The 16501-nt window shown below is 38.9% G+C and carries 16 protein-coding genes; 11 read left to right on the top strand and 5 right to left on the bottom strand.

From position 1 onward, the window contains the following. Together M2419_RS04115 and M2419_RS04110 are read left to right on the top strand one after the other, a co-directional pair. The gene (locus M2419_RS04115; protein ID WP_259254289.1) at positions 1–1692 is read left to right on the top strand and encodes a hypothetical protein; all 1692 of its coding nucleotides are present in this window, start codon (positions 1–3) and stop codon (positions 1690–1692) included. After that, a complete protein-coding gene (locus M2419_RS04110) occupies positions 1673–2071 on the top strand; it encodes a response regulator (RefSeq protein WP_259254288.1) in 399 nt (132 codons plus the stop codon). Before M2419_RS04115 ends, M2419_RS04110 begins: the two co-directional genes overlap by 20 nt. A 146-nt stretch (positions 2072–2217) precedes the next feature. Here M2419_RS04110 and M2419_RS04105 read toward each other — a convergent pair whose 3' ends face one another. After that, positions 2218–2580, bottom strand: coding sequence for a hypothetical protein (locus M2419_RS04105; RefSeq protein ID WP_259254287.1), 363 nt, complete (start codon positions 2578–2580; stop codon positions 2218–2220). 596 nt (positions 2581–3176) lie between these two features. On the opposite strand from M2419_RS04105, the gene M2419_RS04100 reads away from it, so the two are divergent. The 4 genes from M2419_RS04100 to M2419_RS04085 are packed head-to-tail and all read left to right on the top strand — an operon-like array spanning position 3177 to position 9703. After that, a complete protein-coding gene (locus M2419_RS04100; protein WP_259254286.1) occupies positions 3177–3545 on the top strand; it encodes a hypothetical protein in 369 nt (122 codons plus the stop codon). Between the two features lies 1 nt (position 3546). Continuing rightward, entirely contained in the window at positions 3547–5130 is a 1584-nt protein-coding gene (locus M2419_RS04095; protein ID WP_259254284.1) for a redoxin domain-containing protein, read from the top strand. Between the two features lie 20 nt (positions 5131–5150). After that, complete coding sequence (locus M2419_RS04090; RefSeq protein WP_259254282.1) at positions 5151–8330, top strand: SusC/RagA family TonB-linked outer membrane protein; 3180 nt, start codon at positions 5151–5153, stop codon at positions 8328–8330. An 11-nt stretch (positions 8331–8341) separates the two neighbouring features. Next, positions 8342–9703 carry a RagB/SusD family nutrient uptake outer membrane protein gene (locus M2419_RS04085; RefSeq protein ID WP_259254281.1) on the top strand — a complete coding sequence of 454 codons (1362 nt, stop codon included), beginning with the start codon at positions 8342–8344 and terminating at the stop codon, positions 9701–9703. A 43-nt stretch (positions 9704–9746) separates the two neighbouring features. Here M2419_RS04085 and M2419_RS04080 read toward each other — a convergent pair whose 3' ends face one another. The 4 genes from M2419_RS04080 to M2419_RS04065 all read right to left on the bottom strand — a co-directional run bounded on the left by M2419_RS04080 (position 9747) and on the right by M2419_RS04065 (position 12824). Further along, on the bottom strand, positions 9747–10082 hold the full coding sequence (locus tag M2419_RS04080; RefSeq protein ID WP_259254280.1) for a hypothetical protein: 336 nt from the start codon (positions 10080–10082) through the stop codon (positions 9747–9749). A gap of 170 nt (positions 10083–10252) precedes the next feature. Then, positions 10253–10825, bottom strand: a complete 573-nt coding sequence (locus M2419_RS04075; protein ID WP_259254279.1) for a MauE/DoxX family redox-associated membrane protein — start codon at positions 10823–10825, stop codon at positions 10253–10255. 112 nt (positions 10826–10937) lie between these two features. Continuing rightward, positions 10938–11810 carry a hypothetical protein gene (locus tag M2419_RS04070; protein ID WP_159727990.1) on the bottom strand — a complete coding sequence of 291 codons (873 nt, stop codon included), beginning with the start codon at positions 11808–11810 and terminating at the stop codon, positions 10938–10940. A 21-nt stretch (positions 11811–11831) separates the two neighbouring features. Then, positions 11832–12824: an AraC family transcriptional regulator gene (locus M2419_RS04065; RefSeq protein WP_259254277.1), complete on the bottom strand. Its 993-nt coding sequence runs from the start codon at positions 12822–12824 to the stop codon at positions 11832–11834. A 316-nt stretch (positions 12825–13140) separates the two neighbouring features. On the opposite strand from M2419_RS04065, the gene M2419_RS04060 reads away from it, so the two are divergent. From M2419_RS04060 to M2419_RS04040, 5 genes are all read left to right on the top strand, one after another. Beyond that, positions 13141–13281, top strand: coding sequence for a hypothetical protein (locus M2419_RS04060; RefSeq protein WP_157626165.1), 141 nt, complete (start codon positions 13141–13143; stop codon positions 13279–13281). A 76-nt stretch (positions 13282–13357) separates the two neighbouring features. After that, positions 13358–14242: a hypothetical protein gene (locus tag M2419_RS04055; RefSeq protein ID WP_259254275.1), complete on the top strand. Its 885-nt coding sequence runs from the start codon at positions 13358–13360 to the stop codon at positions 14240–14242. A 46-nt stretch (positions 14243–14288) separates the two neighbouring features. Continuing rightward, a complete protein-coding gene (locus M2419_RS04050) occupies positions 14289–15320 on the top strand; it encodes a hypothetical protein (protein ID WP_259254273.1) in 1032 nt (343 codons plus the stop codon). Beyond that, positions 15317–16060, top strand: a complete 744-nt coding sequence (locus M2419_RS04045; protein ID WP_153847823.1) for a LytTR family DNA-binding domain-containing protein — start codon at positions 15317–15319, stop codon at positions 16058–16060. Before M2419_RS04050 ends, M2419_RS04045 begins: the two co-directional genes overlap by 4 nt. Before the next feature lie 34 nt (positions 16061–16094). Further along, the gene (locus tag M2419_RS04040) at positions 16095–16388 is read left to right on the top strand and encodes a helix-turn-helix domain-containing protein (RefSeq protein ID WP_182331064.1); all 294 of its coding nucleotides are present in this window, start codon (positions 16095–16097) and stop codon (positions 16386–16388) included. Positions 16389–16501: the final 113 nt, after the last annotated feature.

Raw genomic sequence — 16501 nt, 5'->3', positions numbered from 1 at the left:
ATGTTTAAATTTGATAATCGTTTTACAATATTTAACAGTATAATTTTTTCGATTCTGCTAATCGCGCTATCGGTTGTTGTTTTTTTTACAAATGAAGAGGCAATACCTTTTGTAACGGTGGTGATGTCATCAATAATTTTCTTTTCGTTGGTTTTGAAATTTGATAAAACGCCGGCACTGAAATTTTTCTTCTCCTATGGGTTAATTCTCGTTGTTTTATTTAGAAATAACCCAAATTTGCCGGTTAATTTTTTGTATTTAATATCTCCTATTATTAGCTCGTTCTCGACCGTAACCCGTAAAGATCTCAAATACATTATTCCTTTACCCATAATAGCTTATTTAATTCTTCTTGTTATTTATAATAGTTATACGTTTTTGTCATGGCGTACTTTTATATTACCTGCTGTAGGCTTTATTTATCTCTTTTTTTTAGCTTGGTTAAATTCTGTTAGAAGCTCTGTAAGGTTTGTTATTCATCAGTTAGAGGAAATTATTAATAATTATTACATCAGGAAGGGATATCTTAAACATGTTTACAAATTTTATGGTGAGTTTATTCCAATTTTGAATAATCATCTTTGGACATTTAACCCTTTAATTGGTAATAATAAGAAACTTATCAAAGATATTATTTGTTATGCCGTAATTAATAATAGGTTAGTAGTTGTTAATGGCTCTAAATTTGTTTGGAAAAGTAGAATAGAAGATGGATTATTGGATACGTTAAGAGCAAAGGGAATCACTTACAATGTAAGGTCAAAGTTTGATTTGATAAATTCCGAAAATAATATTTTTCTATATTCAGTAGCGCAAGATTATGAATACGTGTATGCATTTTTGTTAGAAGGGGATTTAGATTTTCTGTATAAAGGATTCGATTTTTTTCAAATGTTTAGCCCGATTTTCAATAAAATATCGAATATTTTAGTAGCAGAGAAGGACTTATCAGACCAACGAAATGAAACCACAAGAGAACTTTCGAAGAAGCGGCAATATGTAACATACGCGATCAAAACGATGCATTTTATCAGAAACCATTTGGGGTCATACAGTAATCTTATCAAAATGTTAGAAGATATTGGGAAAATGCCTACTGATAAAAAGAAAATCATGGATCGGCATATTGAATCGGAAGTTGCTAGATCAAGGATAGAGCTCAAGACAATTACTGATAGAGCAAGTTATTTGTTGGAGAAAAACGATAATCCCTATAACTTTTTAACCGTTAAAAAAGTATCAATTGTAAAAATATATGCTATATTAGCTAGGACTTTTTCGGTGTATTTTCCAAACTTGGAGGTAAAGATTCATAATATTCCAGAATCTAATACTCGGCATGTTAATATTAATGAAGAGGGGTTGGAAGTGTTTTTATCTGATTGGCTAAATAACATACAAAAGTATTCAAAAAACAAAATTGAATGTGATTTTGTTATATCTAAAGACAATCTTAGTATTACGTTTTCAAATGATTATTCGCAACCGGCTTCAGAAATAGATAAGCTAATATTAGATTTAAATAGCGATGATAGGAGAGAAATTTTAAAACGTACCACACATGGGATAGCCTTAATGAAAGATGCTTTAAATGAGATGGATGTATTCCTAGAAGCTCGGCATGATGCTCCTTTAAGTATAATTATTGTTAGAATAGATATTAAAATAATCGATGAAAATAGCTGTATTTGAAAATGAATATGACTCTGTTAAGATAGCTTTTGAGGCGGCAAATGAATTAAATTTTGATAGTAAATTGGATATTGATGTTTTTGCTAAAACACAATTATGTGATTTAAATAAAATTAGTCAGTACTCTGTCATTTTCATTGATATAGATTTAGCCACAGCAAGCAATATGGATGGATATAGTTTGTTGAATTACTGGAAAGATAATGATAACGTATTACGTAAGGTTATTATATTAACTGGGAATAATAAGATAAAAGAGGGATTGGAAGCAAAAAAAATAGATCCAAATATCTTAGAGTTGATTATTAAGCCTACTAATTATTCTGAAGTGACACAAAAAATTAAAACTGTTCTTTTAAAAAACTCTAAATCCAAATAACTAAAATTAATAGACAATTTGAGTAATCAATTTTTTGTAATATTATACTTAGAACTATTCCCTTTGTGAAAAGTATTAAAATTTATTTCTAATTTTCTCTTTTTTTTATTCAATCCAGTAATTGTCAAATGTAGTATAATAGCGATCTACGGTATTCTATCAAATAATTCATTTACCCTCCCCTTCAACTTGTCATAAAACGCTCTTTTCTGCTGTGTTAACTTTGTTTCTAGGGCTAAACAATTCTCGATTAATTCTAAAACTTCTGCCTTGGTCTTAAGTACAAATAGTGATGAGAAGTTAATATTTAATTTTTGGCTCACCAACATGATGACATTCCAACCAACTATATGTTCAGCTCTTTCAATCCTACCTATCAAGGTGTTGTCGGTCTCACTAATAATACCCAAGTCAAGCTGGGAGTACTTGTGTTCTAGCCTCCTTAATTTGACAGTTAGTCCTAGTGAGATATTAATAATTTCTATTTCGATTTTTGAATAGTTGGTCATAAACCAAATGTTGATATATTCGGGAATTTTATTCGATACATATTTGTATTGAATGAATGGAATTTGTATATTTGCTTAATATTCATTCAATTTTTGGATAGAATAGCATTTGACTAAAAGAGTCTCGATAGTGAATTCCGACAAATTACTAGTGAACGAGACGGTAGTCCAATGCCCATGTAGATATTTTTGTACTTTTGTGCAAGCTATAGCTCGTGGGCGACTATCGTAATTCCGTTTCACTAGGCCGTCGGAAGCCTGCTATACGGTTGATAGGAGCCCGCTATAGTTCTTAATAACCTCGAGGGACTCACTTTATAAAACTTAAATTAAGTGAGCTATGAATCAAAAAAAACAATCCACAAAAAACATTTTCAAATCCCCCGAGTAGCTCGGTGCGATTCAGCCAGCAATGATCTGGCCACATCAGCTACGGAATTCGAGACGCCCAATTATTTACCTAGTGATACTCATTCAAAAGAATTCTAGCTCCCCAATTAATCAATTTTATCACGGGCGGTTTACGGCCTAAAAAGTAACCGATTCAGTCGGACTGGAATAGGTATGCTCTAAACTCGCCATTAAAAATCTAATGAATGAGATCTGATTATGCTCACCTAATTCTACTGGATTTGGTAATTTATGAAACTCATAGATCAGGATATGATCCTGTGAAAAATGTTCAAGACTTTTGGGATAAGTATCCTTTAAGTACAATCCAAGACTATATCGTTGTTTTACATCCCGACACGAGCGATAAGGAGAATTTGAAGGTCAACCCCCAATTGTCTGAATTTTCCGTCGAACTTCTCCGCGTCCTGATAGCCTATTTAATGATCCACATGACTCAATTGGATCTTGGTAAGGTATCTATTTCAATAGGAGTAAACAAAGAAGCAATAGATACTTCTAAAGCGATCTCCGATTTCTTTAATCGGATATCCCCATCCAATACCAATTCCTAAAATGATGAAAAAATTAAAACTACAATTCAATAGCAGCGCACTGCTATATATCCAAATACTAAAGATCACGGTACTTGTGATCTTATACTTCTTAGTTTCTATGTTTAGTTTATCAGCTCAGACGTCCCGCAAGAACAGCGGGGCCGATGGGCTACTTTCAAGATCAGCAATTAAAAAACTGAATCTTTTAATCGCTTTATTTTCATTGTGCTTTCCTACCATGCTAAAGGCACAATTTTATACGCCCGATTCGAGTTCTTTATTTGTAGGCGATAAAGTGCCGGAAAACTTCTATACAACAAAGTATAAGTTATTTGACCTTAAATCTAAAGCTGAATCAATCAGTGATCTGAGTGCCGATTATGACAAGTTAATCGTATTGGACTTTTGGGCCAACTGGTGTAAGCCTTGTCTGTACTACCTGATGAAAATGGATTCCATATCCAAAGAATTGGATCCGTCCAAAGTAAAGATTATCCCAGTTACTTATCAGTCTTGTAAAGATCTGATCAAAATAGCGGATCGTTTTGCTTGGGACTATCGATCCATTACCGAGGATACGGTATTGGCCAAAATGTTTCCGCACCAAAGCCTACCGCATATGATCTGGATCTACAAAGGGAAGGTGGTTGCCAAACCCAAGTCAGACTATGTATCCAAGGAGAATATCGCATTGATCCTACATGAAGATATGCCCAAGATGGTGCAGAACAATACTATTAAAGCGGTAGATCCAAACAAGTCCTTGTTTACAATGAACAATGGTAAAGCAGATCTTTTGGTAGATCAAAAGGGCTTTAAGATGGCTGGTTTCGTGGATCAATATTTTACGGTTCCCCTGACTATTCATCGTGGCAGGGACAGTATGTTGATCTATTCAATAAATAATCCATTGGACCAGCTTATTTATCAGGCTTTTCATCAGGATGTCTTCCAGCTATTTGATATTACATCAGCCTTTCAGTGGAATGTATCGCCATCTACCCTGCAAAAGCAATCTTTTAATGAGCCTGTGCCAAGTTATCAAGGCGATTATGCGCAGGACCTGAAAGTAAAGGATTGGATGTTGCACAATTATTATAGTTATGCCCTACAACTACCGGCATCGTATACTGATGCTGACGCCAGGCATCTCTTACAGCAAAGGCTTCAAAAGGCAATACTTGCTCATTTTGGGTTAAAAGTAGAGCTTATTCGAGGCCCCCGAAAGCGGTACGCTGCACTGCAAAGACTTAAGCCATTATCGGCCGTAGAACAGCTATTGCAGCAGCACTTATCAGCAAAACAATCTGCTGATAGTGTACAGGCAGAGGTTGCCTTTTTTGATCAGCCACATTTTCAGCTATTTGTTTCTTCACCGCTCAGAAATATGAAACAGCTCAAGCTAGATGAAAATGCAGTCATTAACGAAACGGATATACCAAACGATTTCATGGCATCTTTTGCATTCCCTAAATCCATGCGACAGGCAAGGGAACTACAGTCTGTACAACAGGAATTGAAACGCTACGGTATGAAAATCGTTATCAGGGATCGAAACGTACCTATGCTACGCGTTTCGGAAATCAAAAAAATCAATCGTTAATCCTTAATCTTTGCTAGAAAATGAAACGTATCATTTTACTCTATATCTATCTCTTCCCAGCACTATTATGGGCACAAAATCGGGTCAACGGGATAGTGTCCGATAGTATCGGAAATCCCTTAGAAAAGGTGTCAATTGTGTTGTTGCCCCAAGGGCTGCAGCAATCAAGTGCAAAGGATGGTTCCTTTGCTTTCCTCCTGGGCAGTAACTCCCGTATCCAATTTAGTATGGTTGGTTATGAACGCAAGGTAATAGGACTGGAACAGGGGCGGGACCAGCATATTAGCGTTGTACTATCCACTAGTCAACAAAAATTGGGCGAGGTATTGGTTAATACAGGTTATTACAAGGTCGACAAAAGTCGTGTAACGGGTTCGTTTAATACCATTGACAATAAACAGCTGCAGTTTAATCCCAATGGTAACATCATTGAACGACTTGAAGGGATTACTCCAAGCCTCCAGTTCGATCGGAAGTTTAACGTCAATGAAAATGTAGGTGAACCTGCTTTACGACTTCGGGGCCTGAGTTCTATTCAGTCAAGCACTGAGCCATTGATTATCCTCGATAATTTTCCATACAAAGGAAGTATCAATACGATCAATCCTGATGACATTGAAAGTATCACGATATTAAAAGATGCCGCTGCCGCAAGTATATGGGGGGCACGTGCTGGTAACGGAGTGATTGTACTTACAACAAAAAAAGGACGGGCGAGCGATGCTATAAAAGTAAGCTTCGGTACTCAGCTTGTCCTGTCCGATCGGCCCGATCTTTTTTACAATCCCAATTTTCTGGATTCCAAAAGCATGATGGAGGTCGAAAAAACATTGTTCGACCGTGGTTATTATAAGAAAGCCAATCAGACAATGCTGCCCGATTATGTCTCGCTCTTGTTCAAATTGAAGGAAAATAAGATCGATCAGACCGAATTTGACCAGATTAAAAACCGTATGGAAATGCAGGATATTCGGCAGGAAGCCAAAGAGGAGCTTTACCGAAAGGCAGTAACGCAGCGTTACAACTTGATGCTTTCCGGTGGTTCTACCAAAAACCGTTTTGTGCTTTCGGGTAGCTTCAATAAGGATCTACTGAATGTAATCGGTAATAAAGCACAGCGGTACACGCTGCGTGGAGCTAATGAGCTTAAATTAACATCCCAGCTAACACTGAATACCGAAGTGCAGGTTGCAAGATTAGACAATGTCAATAATGGTTATAACCTGACGAATCTGAACGGAACAAGAACCTTATCTCCATATACTTTTCTGCGTAATGTGGACGGCACTGTGGCTTCAACTAACTATAAATATCTACGGGAATATGTAGAACAGGCTGAAAGCACAGGCTTGCTCAATTGGGATTTTAAGCCATTGGAAGACCGTGAGCTCTTAAATAAATCAAACCAAAGCAAGAATCTGTTGCTCGCGGCCGGATTAAATTATAGGTTGCTTGATGGATTGTCTCTGGACCTCAAATATCAATACCAGAATATAAACAACAGCTCGCAGAATTGGTACGATAAGGACAGTTATTATGTACGGAATCTTGTCAACCAATACACGCAGACCGATATGACGCGGATCATCCCATACGGTGGTATATCGGAAGGTGGCACCAACCGTAATATTGTTAATCATAATTTTCGTTTGCAAGGAAATTATCAGAAAAAGTTTGCTACTAATTATGAACTCAGCGCATTGGCTGGAGCGGAGATCAGTGCCAACCTGACGAAAGATCTGCCTGGATTTCGTTTATTTGATTACAATAGGGATATATTGACGAATCAGATTGCTTTCGATTATACTAATCTGTACAAATTGCGACCAAACGGTTCGGCCCGTGTTCCTGTCCCGCCCAATAATATGCAGGATATCACCGAGCGATTCTTGTCCTATTTTGCAAATGCTTCATTAACCATACAAGACCGACATAGTTTCAGCGGCAGTGTACGTTGGGATGCCTCGAATATCTTTGGTGTAAAGACCAATCAAAAAGGTGTACCGCTATGGTCTTTGGGTGCCAAGGAAAAGCTAATTGCCTTTGACTTCCTTAAAAATAGCTGGCTTTCGCAACTGGATGTTAGGGCTACCTATGGAGTCAATGGAAATATCAATGCCGCATTGAGTGCCCTGCCCTCGGCCTTCTTTAATAATTATGATCTGATGACCGGTTTGCCTTATAGTCAGCTCCGCAGTGCGGGCAACCCGAATCTTCGTTGGGAAAAAATAAAGATCTTAAATCTTGGACTAGACTTTGGCTCTTTGAAACAGCGATTAACTGGTTCGGTCGAGTACTTCCATAAAAAAGGAACAGATCTCATCGGGCAGAAATTGTATGACCCCACCACCGGAATTAGTCCGGTAGATGGTACTTATTACATCGATAACTCAGTGAATTATGCCAACATGATCACCAAAGGTCTTGATTTCAATTTACGTGCTTTGCTATTGCAGGGTGATTTTAAATGGTCAGTCAACACACTATTGAGTTATACAAGCAATAAGGTGACGGATTATATGGCTGCTTCTCGTGTCTCGACTTCAAGCTATGTAACTAGTCCTGTTCCGACAGTAGGAAAGTCTCTTGATCAGCTTTACGCATGGAAATTTGGGGGGCTAAGTGCCGAAAATGGAATGATCTTGACGCCGAGCGGTGATCAGGATTACCTGAAATATATGAACAATGCGAAGATCGAAGACCTCGAATATGTAGGTCTCAGATTCCCGCCCTGGCAGGGCAGTCTGATGCAGAGCTTTAATTATAAGGGTTTCGAACTAAATGCAAACATCGAGTTTAAAATGGGATTTTACCTCAGAAGAGCATCTATTGATTATAGCAAACTTTTTGCGAATGGTATTGGCAATCGTGACTATGAACGACGTTGGCAGAAAATAGGGGATGAGCAGTTTACGACGGCGCCTGCTACGCCCACAAACGTGGATAATAGAAGGGATGCGCTTTATGCAAACTCGATGGTATTGATTGAGAAAGGTGATTTTGTACGGCTTTCGAATATACAAATGGCTTATACCTTCAAATGGAGGAATGTAAAATTTGTTCAAACCCGGGTATTTGCTGTCGTTAATAATTTAGGCATGCTGTATAGAGCGAATAAATCAGGATTGGATCCCGATTTTTATCAGGCTAATTATCCTAAACCAAGAACTTACACAATAGGCGTTCAACTTGATTTTTAAGAGCTAATAAAATGAAAACATTACTATTATTTTTGTGCAGCATGTTTCTGCTGGCATGTAATCCGGATTATCTGGATCTAAAACGGGACAAAAGTCAAACCGTTCCTACAACGCTGGATGACTTCGATGGTTTGCTAGGCAATTCAATGACAATGAACCAGTCTTCAAGTCATACATTAGGAATGATAAGTGGCGATGAGTACGAAGTTCGTGATGCCTCCGTAGGCCTCGTCTCAAGAGATTTCGAAAGGGCTGCTTTTTTATGGCAACAGGATATATTTGGAAACGCAGAAAGCGAAGACTGGAACGGTGCATATCGTAGGATATTGTATTGTAATATTATTTTGGAAGGACTGCAAAAGATCACAAGAAATGAAATAAATAAAGTACGTTATGATCGTATTAAAGGTGAATGCTTGTTTCAACGATCTTTAATGTTTTTTAATTTGGCGATGCAATTTGCTGGATTGCCCACAGATAAGCAACGATCTATTTATGGAATTCCGCTGCGTACAGGGAGTGACCCTGAACAAAAAAATGCTAGAAATACTGTTCAGGAAACTTATGATAGGATAATAGCAGACCTGTTGGAGGCAGAATCGCTTTTGCCACAGGAAGGACTTTCGATTTATAGAGCTGATAAAGTTGCCGTACAGGCCTTGCTTGCCAGAGTTTATCTCGTTCTTGAAGATTACAATAGTGCTTCTGTCTATTCCATGAAGACGATTCAGGCTGATCATACATTACTAAATTACAATAGCCTTGATCCGAATTTGAATTTTCCATTTCCATCCTATGGATCAGGAAATACGGAAATATTATTTTATGATATGCCAGACTATGCCGAACTGATAAGCGAAACGTATGCAAAAATTCCGGATGTCTTTTATAATTCCTTTGATCAAAATGATCTGAGAAAAGCCCTGTTTTTTAGATCGGAGGATCCGGAGAAAATAACGTTCAGAGGTACATATGGTGGAAATTACGTGGATTTTTCGGGATTATCCCTAGATGAGTCTTACCTTACGCTGGCCGAATGTTTAGTCAGGAAAGGGGAGATAAATCAAGGCATGTCATACCTCAAAAGGCTACTGACAAGTAGGTTTAAGCGAGAGAGTGCTGTGTCCATTCCAGTATTGAACCAGGAGGGGGCATTAAAATTTGTACTTAATGAACGCAAAAAAGAGCTGCTTTTTAGAGGAGTTAGGTGGATGGATCTTCGGAGATTAAATCGATCGAAAGAAACCGCAATTGTATTACATAGAAACTATGAAGGAAAGGAATATATCCTTAATCCTAATGATGTACGATATATTTTCCCAATTCCGCAGAGTGTGATGTTAAATTCAGATGTGATACAGATACCTCGTTAAACAAAAAAGGCCCTGCATATTGCAAGGCCTTTTTTGTTTTTCATTAGGGCCTATAGGCTTTCTTTGCTATAGATACACCAGACTGCTGCAATGCTTCCTCGACGGTCATGTCGGTAAGATCATGATCGTTTGGATTATTGAATTGCACAGCACAACGTTGGGGTTTAACTGTCAAAACACAAGGACCACTACCTGTTGTCGGATCTGAAATCTCATCACCCAATTGATCTTGATTGGGATCGGATGAAGAGTTAGTTGTTACTTCGATCCATGGAGTTGAGCTTTTCTTGCTCAATCCTGCCGAGGTCAATGTCGCCCCAGTTACTCCTGCAACGGCCAAAGCTACTAAGACCATTACATTAATTTTGAATTTTCTCATATGCATAGCATATCGATGTTTAGTATTTAAAAATTGTATTAGTTTTTCTCTTTTTGATCGGCAAATGAAGCTTATCAGGGACGAGAAGCCCTAAGTCTTTTGGCAGACGCGCCCTTCCGCCGAACCAGCCTAGGGTTCAGCTTCCGCTGTGGCAGATAGTGTTAATTTTTTTATGAACCTAACTTCGTCATCAATTTCCTTCGATGCGAAATCCTTATCTTTCTATCAAATAACAAGCCTACAGCACATGCAATTGTGATCAGACCATTGACCCAAAGATGTGCTTTCCAGCTGATCGGAAACTCGAGTATACAATCGCAGGGAATACTGCCCCAGGTATCGCGTAGGGCAAGAATCACATAGCCTGAAAAAACAAGCATCAGTATAAGGGTTAACCAGAATCCCAATCTTTTTGTGCCTTCAAAAATAAAGAGGATACCGGTGGCTAATTCCACGGCTGGCAGGATATAGGACAGTATAATCCCATACTGATCGGCAAAAGGCTGCCTGATCATGGATGCCCTGAATTCGGCGTAGGTGAATACCTTTTTCGATCCCACATAAATCCACAGACAGAGCAGAGCGAAAGTCAATACATGCAAGACAAATTCCTGGGGGTGCTTTCTGCTATAAGAAACCGCCCCGGTGAATTTGCGCCCTAACAAGCTACGTGACCTCAGGCCTTGAACTGTATTCGCTGCTGCAACCCCATCATACTTTCTATATTTTCCGTTTTCTTTCATTGCCGTTTTTGTTAATCGCTTACCAAGTTTTATAAAGCTAAATTACTACCTGATCTCACCCTAGTGTTAGGCCAAATTTGATCGATCGATATGCCAAGTTTGATCGGGCTCCTTAGTAGCCTTCATAGTCTGACAGTAAATAGGGGTAGCCTTTTGGAAAATCATCATAAACATGGAGGTAGGCCAATACAAAAGGGCATACCCAGCGCCGGTTGAGTAGGTCGACAATTGACGATAGGTTAAGCGGATCAATGTAGGAGCTGTCATAACGCTCGAGGATTTCGCTGATATCGGATTTGATCTGCTGGCACCGACTATCTTTTTCTTCGTAGTCTAGATCCCCATACAAAATCGCCCAATACATATCTTGCAACTCTACAATGTAGAGTAATTCACCGTGCCAATAATCCAGCTTAAAGCCATGTTTTTTTAGAATTGTGAACAAAAGTTCCAGACAGTGATGTACGTCCATCTCATCGAGATAGGGTGGCGGCATGGCAGTGAAAGCGATATTAGCCCATTCTTTGTCGACCTGATTATTGACATACGCCAACTGGATCATGATACCTTCACATTGCAATTCGTCAAAATAGTAAGCATCAAACTCATGGTCTCGGTAGAGAGCAGAGGTAAAGGTGATTTCAATCAATATGCTGGATAGGATATAGAAGAGCTCTAGATGATCATTACCCAATGGTGGAAAGGTGAGGTAGAGGTATTCATCAAAACTGAGCGCTGATTCGGAGCTGATTTCCTGATCCGTTTCCGATCTCCTACAGTCGATCTCTGTGGACGGATAATCATCCACATGGAGAAATTCATGATATAATACCTGACGGCAGGCCATAAGCTCCTGATGGAAAGAACTTTCTCGCCAACCTCCCGGAGCCAACAAGGTCATCAGTTGTGGTACGGCCTCATAAGCATCCTGAAGAATCGCTTGGGTGATTTTAGTACCTAGTTTTTTGTTGTTGTTAAATTTCATGTTTAAGTTTATCAGTTGTTTTTAGCGTTTGAGATTTTTTTCAATTTCGGCCTTAAACTGTAATGCAGTTTTGCCGGTCAACTTTTTGATAAATCGGTTCAGTTCACTCGGACCGCTAAATCCGGTCTCATCTGCGGTAGCCCCCAGTTTATCATGTTCCACGATGGTTAATTGTACGAAGGCCAGCAAGTGCATATTGCGCTCGTCCTGCATGCTGATACCGTAAAATTGATGGTATCGGCGGCTTAGGCTCGCTGGATCGACAGCCAGAATCTGAGCAATTTCATGGATGCGCGTCTTCGCGCCTTCATGAAAGACGATCACTTCGAGCAGTTCTTTCGCTTTCTGTGGGAGAGGCAGGATCGGATCCTCTACCTCGATGAGCTTAAAGCGGCTGAGATGAACCAGGAAAATTAAGTATCTGAGCAGGATATGCTCGTTGTTTAGCGTATTGGGGTTAAGCTTGCTAAATAGAATGCGCAGATATTTGATGGTTAGCGGACCTACCCTAAAGTCTGCACTTTTAAGTGTTGCCGCAGACTGTTCCTTCTTGGCTTGTATAAGATGTCTGATAAAAGCGAATTGCTGTAGGACAGGTGGTCTGAACATGCCCGCATCGACAATAAAGCCAATCAAAATGTGGTGGCCTACTGGCAGGTGTAGGTTGTAAATGCCTTTAGCGAGGTAAAAATATGCACCTTTTGCTTCTGATAGTTCGAAGGTAAAGGATTGATCCATACGTTTGCCGTAAATATGCCCTGTGCTTAACTGGGGATAGATGAGATGCAGGTCGTTCATGGTGATCTCCACCTGGAGATCCATTGCCTCGTTGATCCAATACTCGTAATAATAGAGGTAAGCATACCGCCCATCGAAGATCTGCTCGCTAATCTGGTTGTCGGTAGATTGCCAATGCATTTGCTCTGCATTGCGGATGGGGTAACTAAATGTTTGCTGAGGTTGGTTGACTGCGCTAAAACCCTCATTTAAAGAAAATTTGTAAGTTCTTTTCATCTCGATTATATAAATAGTTAAAAGATGATTTTATGAAGTTTAATTGGAGGGAGCCAAATATAATTGTACATGACTTGTTTTTTAATGCAGTTGACGGAATTAAATTTCAGATGACATTTTTTGATTGTGGATGACAGATCTAAGCTGTATTTGAATTGTAAGTGACATTAACCGGTATATGTACAATTTTTTTTGAAAGGATTTATTTGTTCTAACATATTTGCCACCGTCGGATCCGATATGGAGTAGTCAAGTGTTCGACAAAGGGAAGGTACAATCCTTTGAAGGACCAATTGTAAATCAAAGATAGTATGAAATGAAAATCTTGAAAGATCAGGTATTCAATGGCATAGATCAGGCAATGGAAGCGCAGCCTATTTTACAATGGGATGAGCTGCAATCTTTTATTTCCGGTGAGATCAAAGATGAGGAAAGTTGTCCCATCTTAACTTTCTAATTCGCGCAGCCAAATACCCTTGAGGGAGGAACGAAAACAGCGATGTTTTCTTCCTCCCTTCAATAAATCGCCTTAAATGATATATTCAGAAGACAACCACAGCTGGAGCTATGCGCTATTTTCGGCGCATCTGCACCGCTACATGCCCCGATTGAAATGGGAGCAACACCAATTTATTTACCAACAATGGTGCAATTATCATTTGCCCAAACCCTTGCATTCTAATCTGATTTGGAATACTGACGCTATAGAATCGCTCCCGGAAGCCGAACCGAGCATTTTGGTACTATATCACTTGGGGATGCATGCCTATATCCCCCAAATACTAGCTGAAAATAACATCCAGTTCGATATCTTAATGGATAGAAAAGTATTTGCAAAGCATCAGGAAGAAATGTCAGCACTTCGTGATCTATGTCATGAAAAGGGGACATCACACAGCTTTTTGATGAGCGACGATCCAAGTGTACTATTGAAGGCCAGGACGACGATGCGTGCGGGGAGACACTTGCTGATATTTGCCGATGGAAATAGTGGAACTAAAGATACGCTGGAGAGAAAACTGAAAGTTAGTTTTTTGGAAAGCTCTATCTATGTACGCAAAGGTATTGCTGTACTGAGTTTTTTACTTCAAATGCCGATTGTCCCACTAGCCCATTCCGTCAAAGACGGCCGCTATTACATTTTTATGGGGGAAAATATTTTTCGATTGAGCCACGAAAGTAGAGAAGATTATCTATTGCGCAGTATGCAATTGCTGTTTCAATTCTTAGCCAATCAAATCAAGGATGAACCCTGGCGTTGGGAATGCTGGGCATATCTACATGTTCTCAATTGTTATAAAATCAAATCATATATAACGCCTAACTTTAGTTTGAAACTAGCAGAAAATATTCATATTCAACTCGAAGAAAGGAAAGGAATATTTAACAGAAAATATTTTTGTTACCAATTTGAATAAAAATATTTTTTTAACTTAAACTTGTTAAGTAAACTGACGGGTTACCATGCGAAACATACTTCATTTGGCGTATCAGAATATGCTTGTTTTTGCTTTTATGTTGACTTTAGTAGGGTTGGCAAATTTGTTATGGAGTGAAGAAGCTATTCCCTTCATCCAGATTGTAATCGCTGCATCTTTGTATACGGTATACAGTTATGTGATAACTGTACTGTACTTATATATCTGGAAAGAAGGGTATAAACGAAGAATAGTCAGCATAGTGCTGTATGTCCTTATTTCCCTGACTGTTATACCCTGTGTCCATACCTTAATTTATACGATACTTCCGAAGGTTAATATACATTTCTCCCGTCATGTGCAATCCGCTAATCTGTCAAAGTTTTATTTTAGGATTATCAGTGGATATCTTGTCGCTAATTTATTGGCGGCAGGAGTTTTCTTTCGTTATAAAGCATCGCTGTTAAAAAAGGAGAGAAATGAGCTGAATAAGGACTTGGAACAATTTAGGGAAAGGGCTTTGGGTATTCAATACACCTCGCATTTCCTGACAACGATATTCCTGACGAGCTTTGGTAAGATGTTGATCGATGAGGAACCATCCGATAAACGTACCAAACGGGATATCATCCAGTTTTTGGCTTATTTGCTGGAAATCGAGAAAAATGGTGAACTCAAACCTTTTGAGGAAGAGCTTGACGAGCTCAATTGTTTCGTTCGACTACTACAGGATTACTATGGAGAAAGAGCCGTTCGCTATGAGCCTACAATAGGAAAGCCTACTTACCCGGCAATACCAACAGGCATATTATTCTTCCCGTTGGAAAACTGTCTAAAACATGCCCTTATATCGGCAGATTATCCAATCGTATTTACGCTCCTTGGCAACGGGGTAGAAATGTCTTTGTGTTGCACAAACCATTGGGCACCAAAAAGTGATAAAGTCAGTACTGAAACTGGCTTTGGATTACTGCGCGCGAAACTGGAACAAGTAGATTATCAGACCACACTGGAGACACAGCAACAAAATGGGATCTTTTCTATACATATTAAACTAAAATTTTTTGAAAAGAAATGAATAAGCTAAATTATAGGGTATTGATCGTGGACGATGAACCCAGTTCGTTGGTATATGTGCTGATGTCCTTAAAAGAGCTTCCTTTTATCAATGAGGATATCGCGATCGTGAATAAACCCGTGCAAGCCATTGAATATTTGAAAGAAAATGAAGTGGATATTTTGATACTGGATATGGACCTTGGCGATGCCGATATCGATGGAATCAAACTGGCTAAATTGATCCCTAATCCGCCATTGATGGTGGCCTGTTCTGCGCATACAGATTATGTCTTTAAAGCCAATGAGGCTGGTATCTATACTTATTTCAGTAAAAAGATTAGTTTTAACGCCTTAAAGGCGAAAATGGAAGATGTAGTCGAGATGGTCGACAAAAGATTGGATGTGAAAACGCGTGATGTAAAAAGCCTAAGGATGAAAAGTCTCGAAAACAAAATGATAGAAATAGAAGTTGATCAAATTTACTATGCTTTTGTCGACGATAACAAAATAGATATTTTCATGGCAGAAGAGGCCTATCGATGTGGTGGAAACCTTAGAGCATTACAATCCGAGCTTCCGGTCGCTAAGTTTGCGCGTCCACGACGTAATACCTTGGTTAATTTAGCGAAGGTTGATCTAGTACGCACAGATGAATTATACTTGATGAAACCAAGAAATACTTTTCCTATTTTAATGACGAGATCTTATAAAGAGAATTTTAAACACCAATATGAAGTATATAAACAAAATAATAAGTAAAGGGTAGGCTGCCCTCATTTCATGGTATCGACCAATGGAATATTTTATGTCACAATTGGATGAAATCGTACAATTGTTGCGAGAAATCAATGCAAAACTATCAGCACACCACCTCTCTTCGGAGTCTGGACAAATGACAAAGTGGAACATTGATGAATTGATGACCCGCATGGCCGTGGTGTCAAGATTAGGTATCTCCGAACGAACCTACAACCGCTGGGTAAAATCGGGAGTCCTTAAGCCCATTTACCTGGGTAACAAACATTACTACCGCGAAAAGGATCTACAGGATGCAATCAAGCGGAGTATCGCTAAGGGACTAATTTGAGTCCTAGTGTTTAGTAGGCTGATCTTTTATGAAAAGGTTGGCCTTTTTTTATTCTCTTTTTTCATAGCTGATTTATGGCCAATTCTTTACTTGTTGTGGCGCATTGGTTTGGT

This window comes from Sphingobacterium sp. BIGb0116, assembly GCF_024808035.1.
GTDB classification, from domain to species: Bacteria; Bacteroidota; Bacteroidia; order Sphingobacteriales; family Sphingobacteriaceae; genus Sphingobacterium; species Sphingobacterium paramultivorum.
Note: the sequence above shows the minus strand (reverse complement) of the source record. Positions and strands in the feature narration are given on the sequence as shown.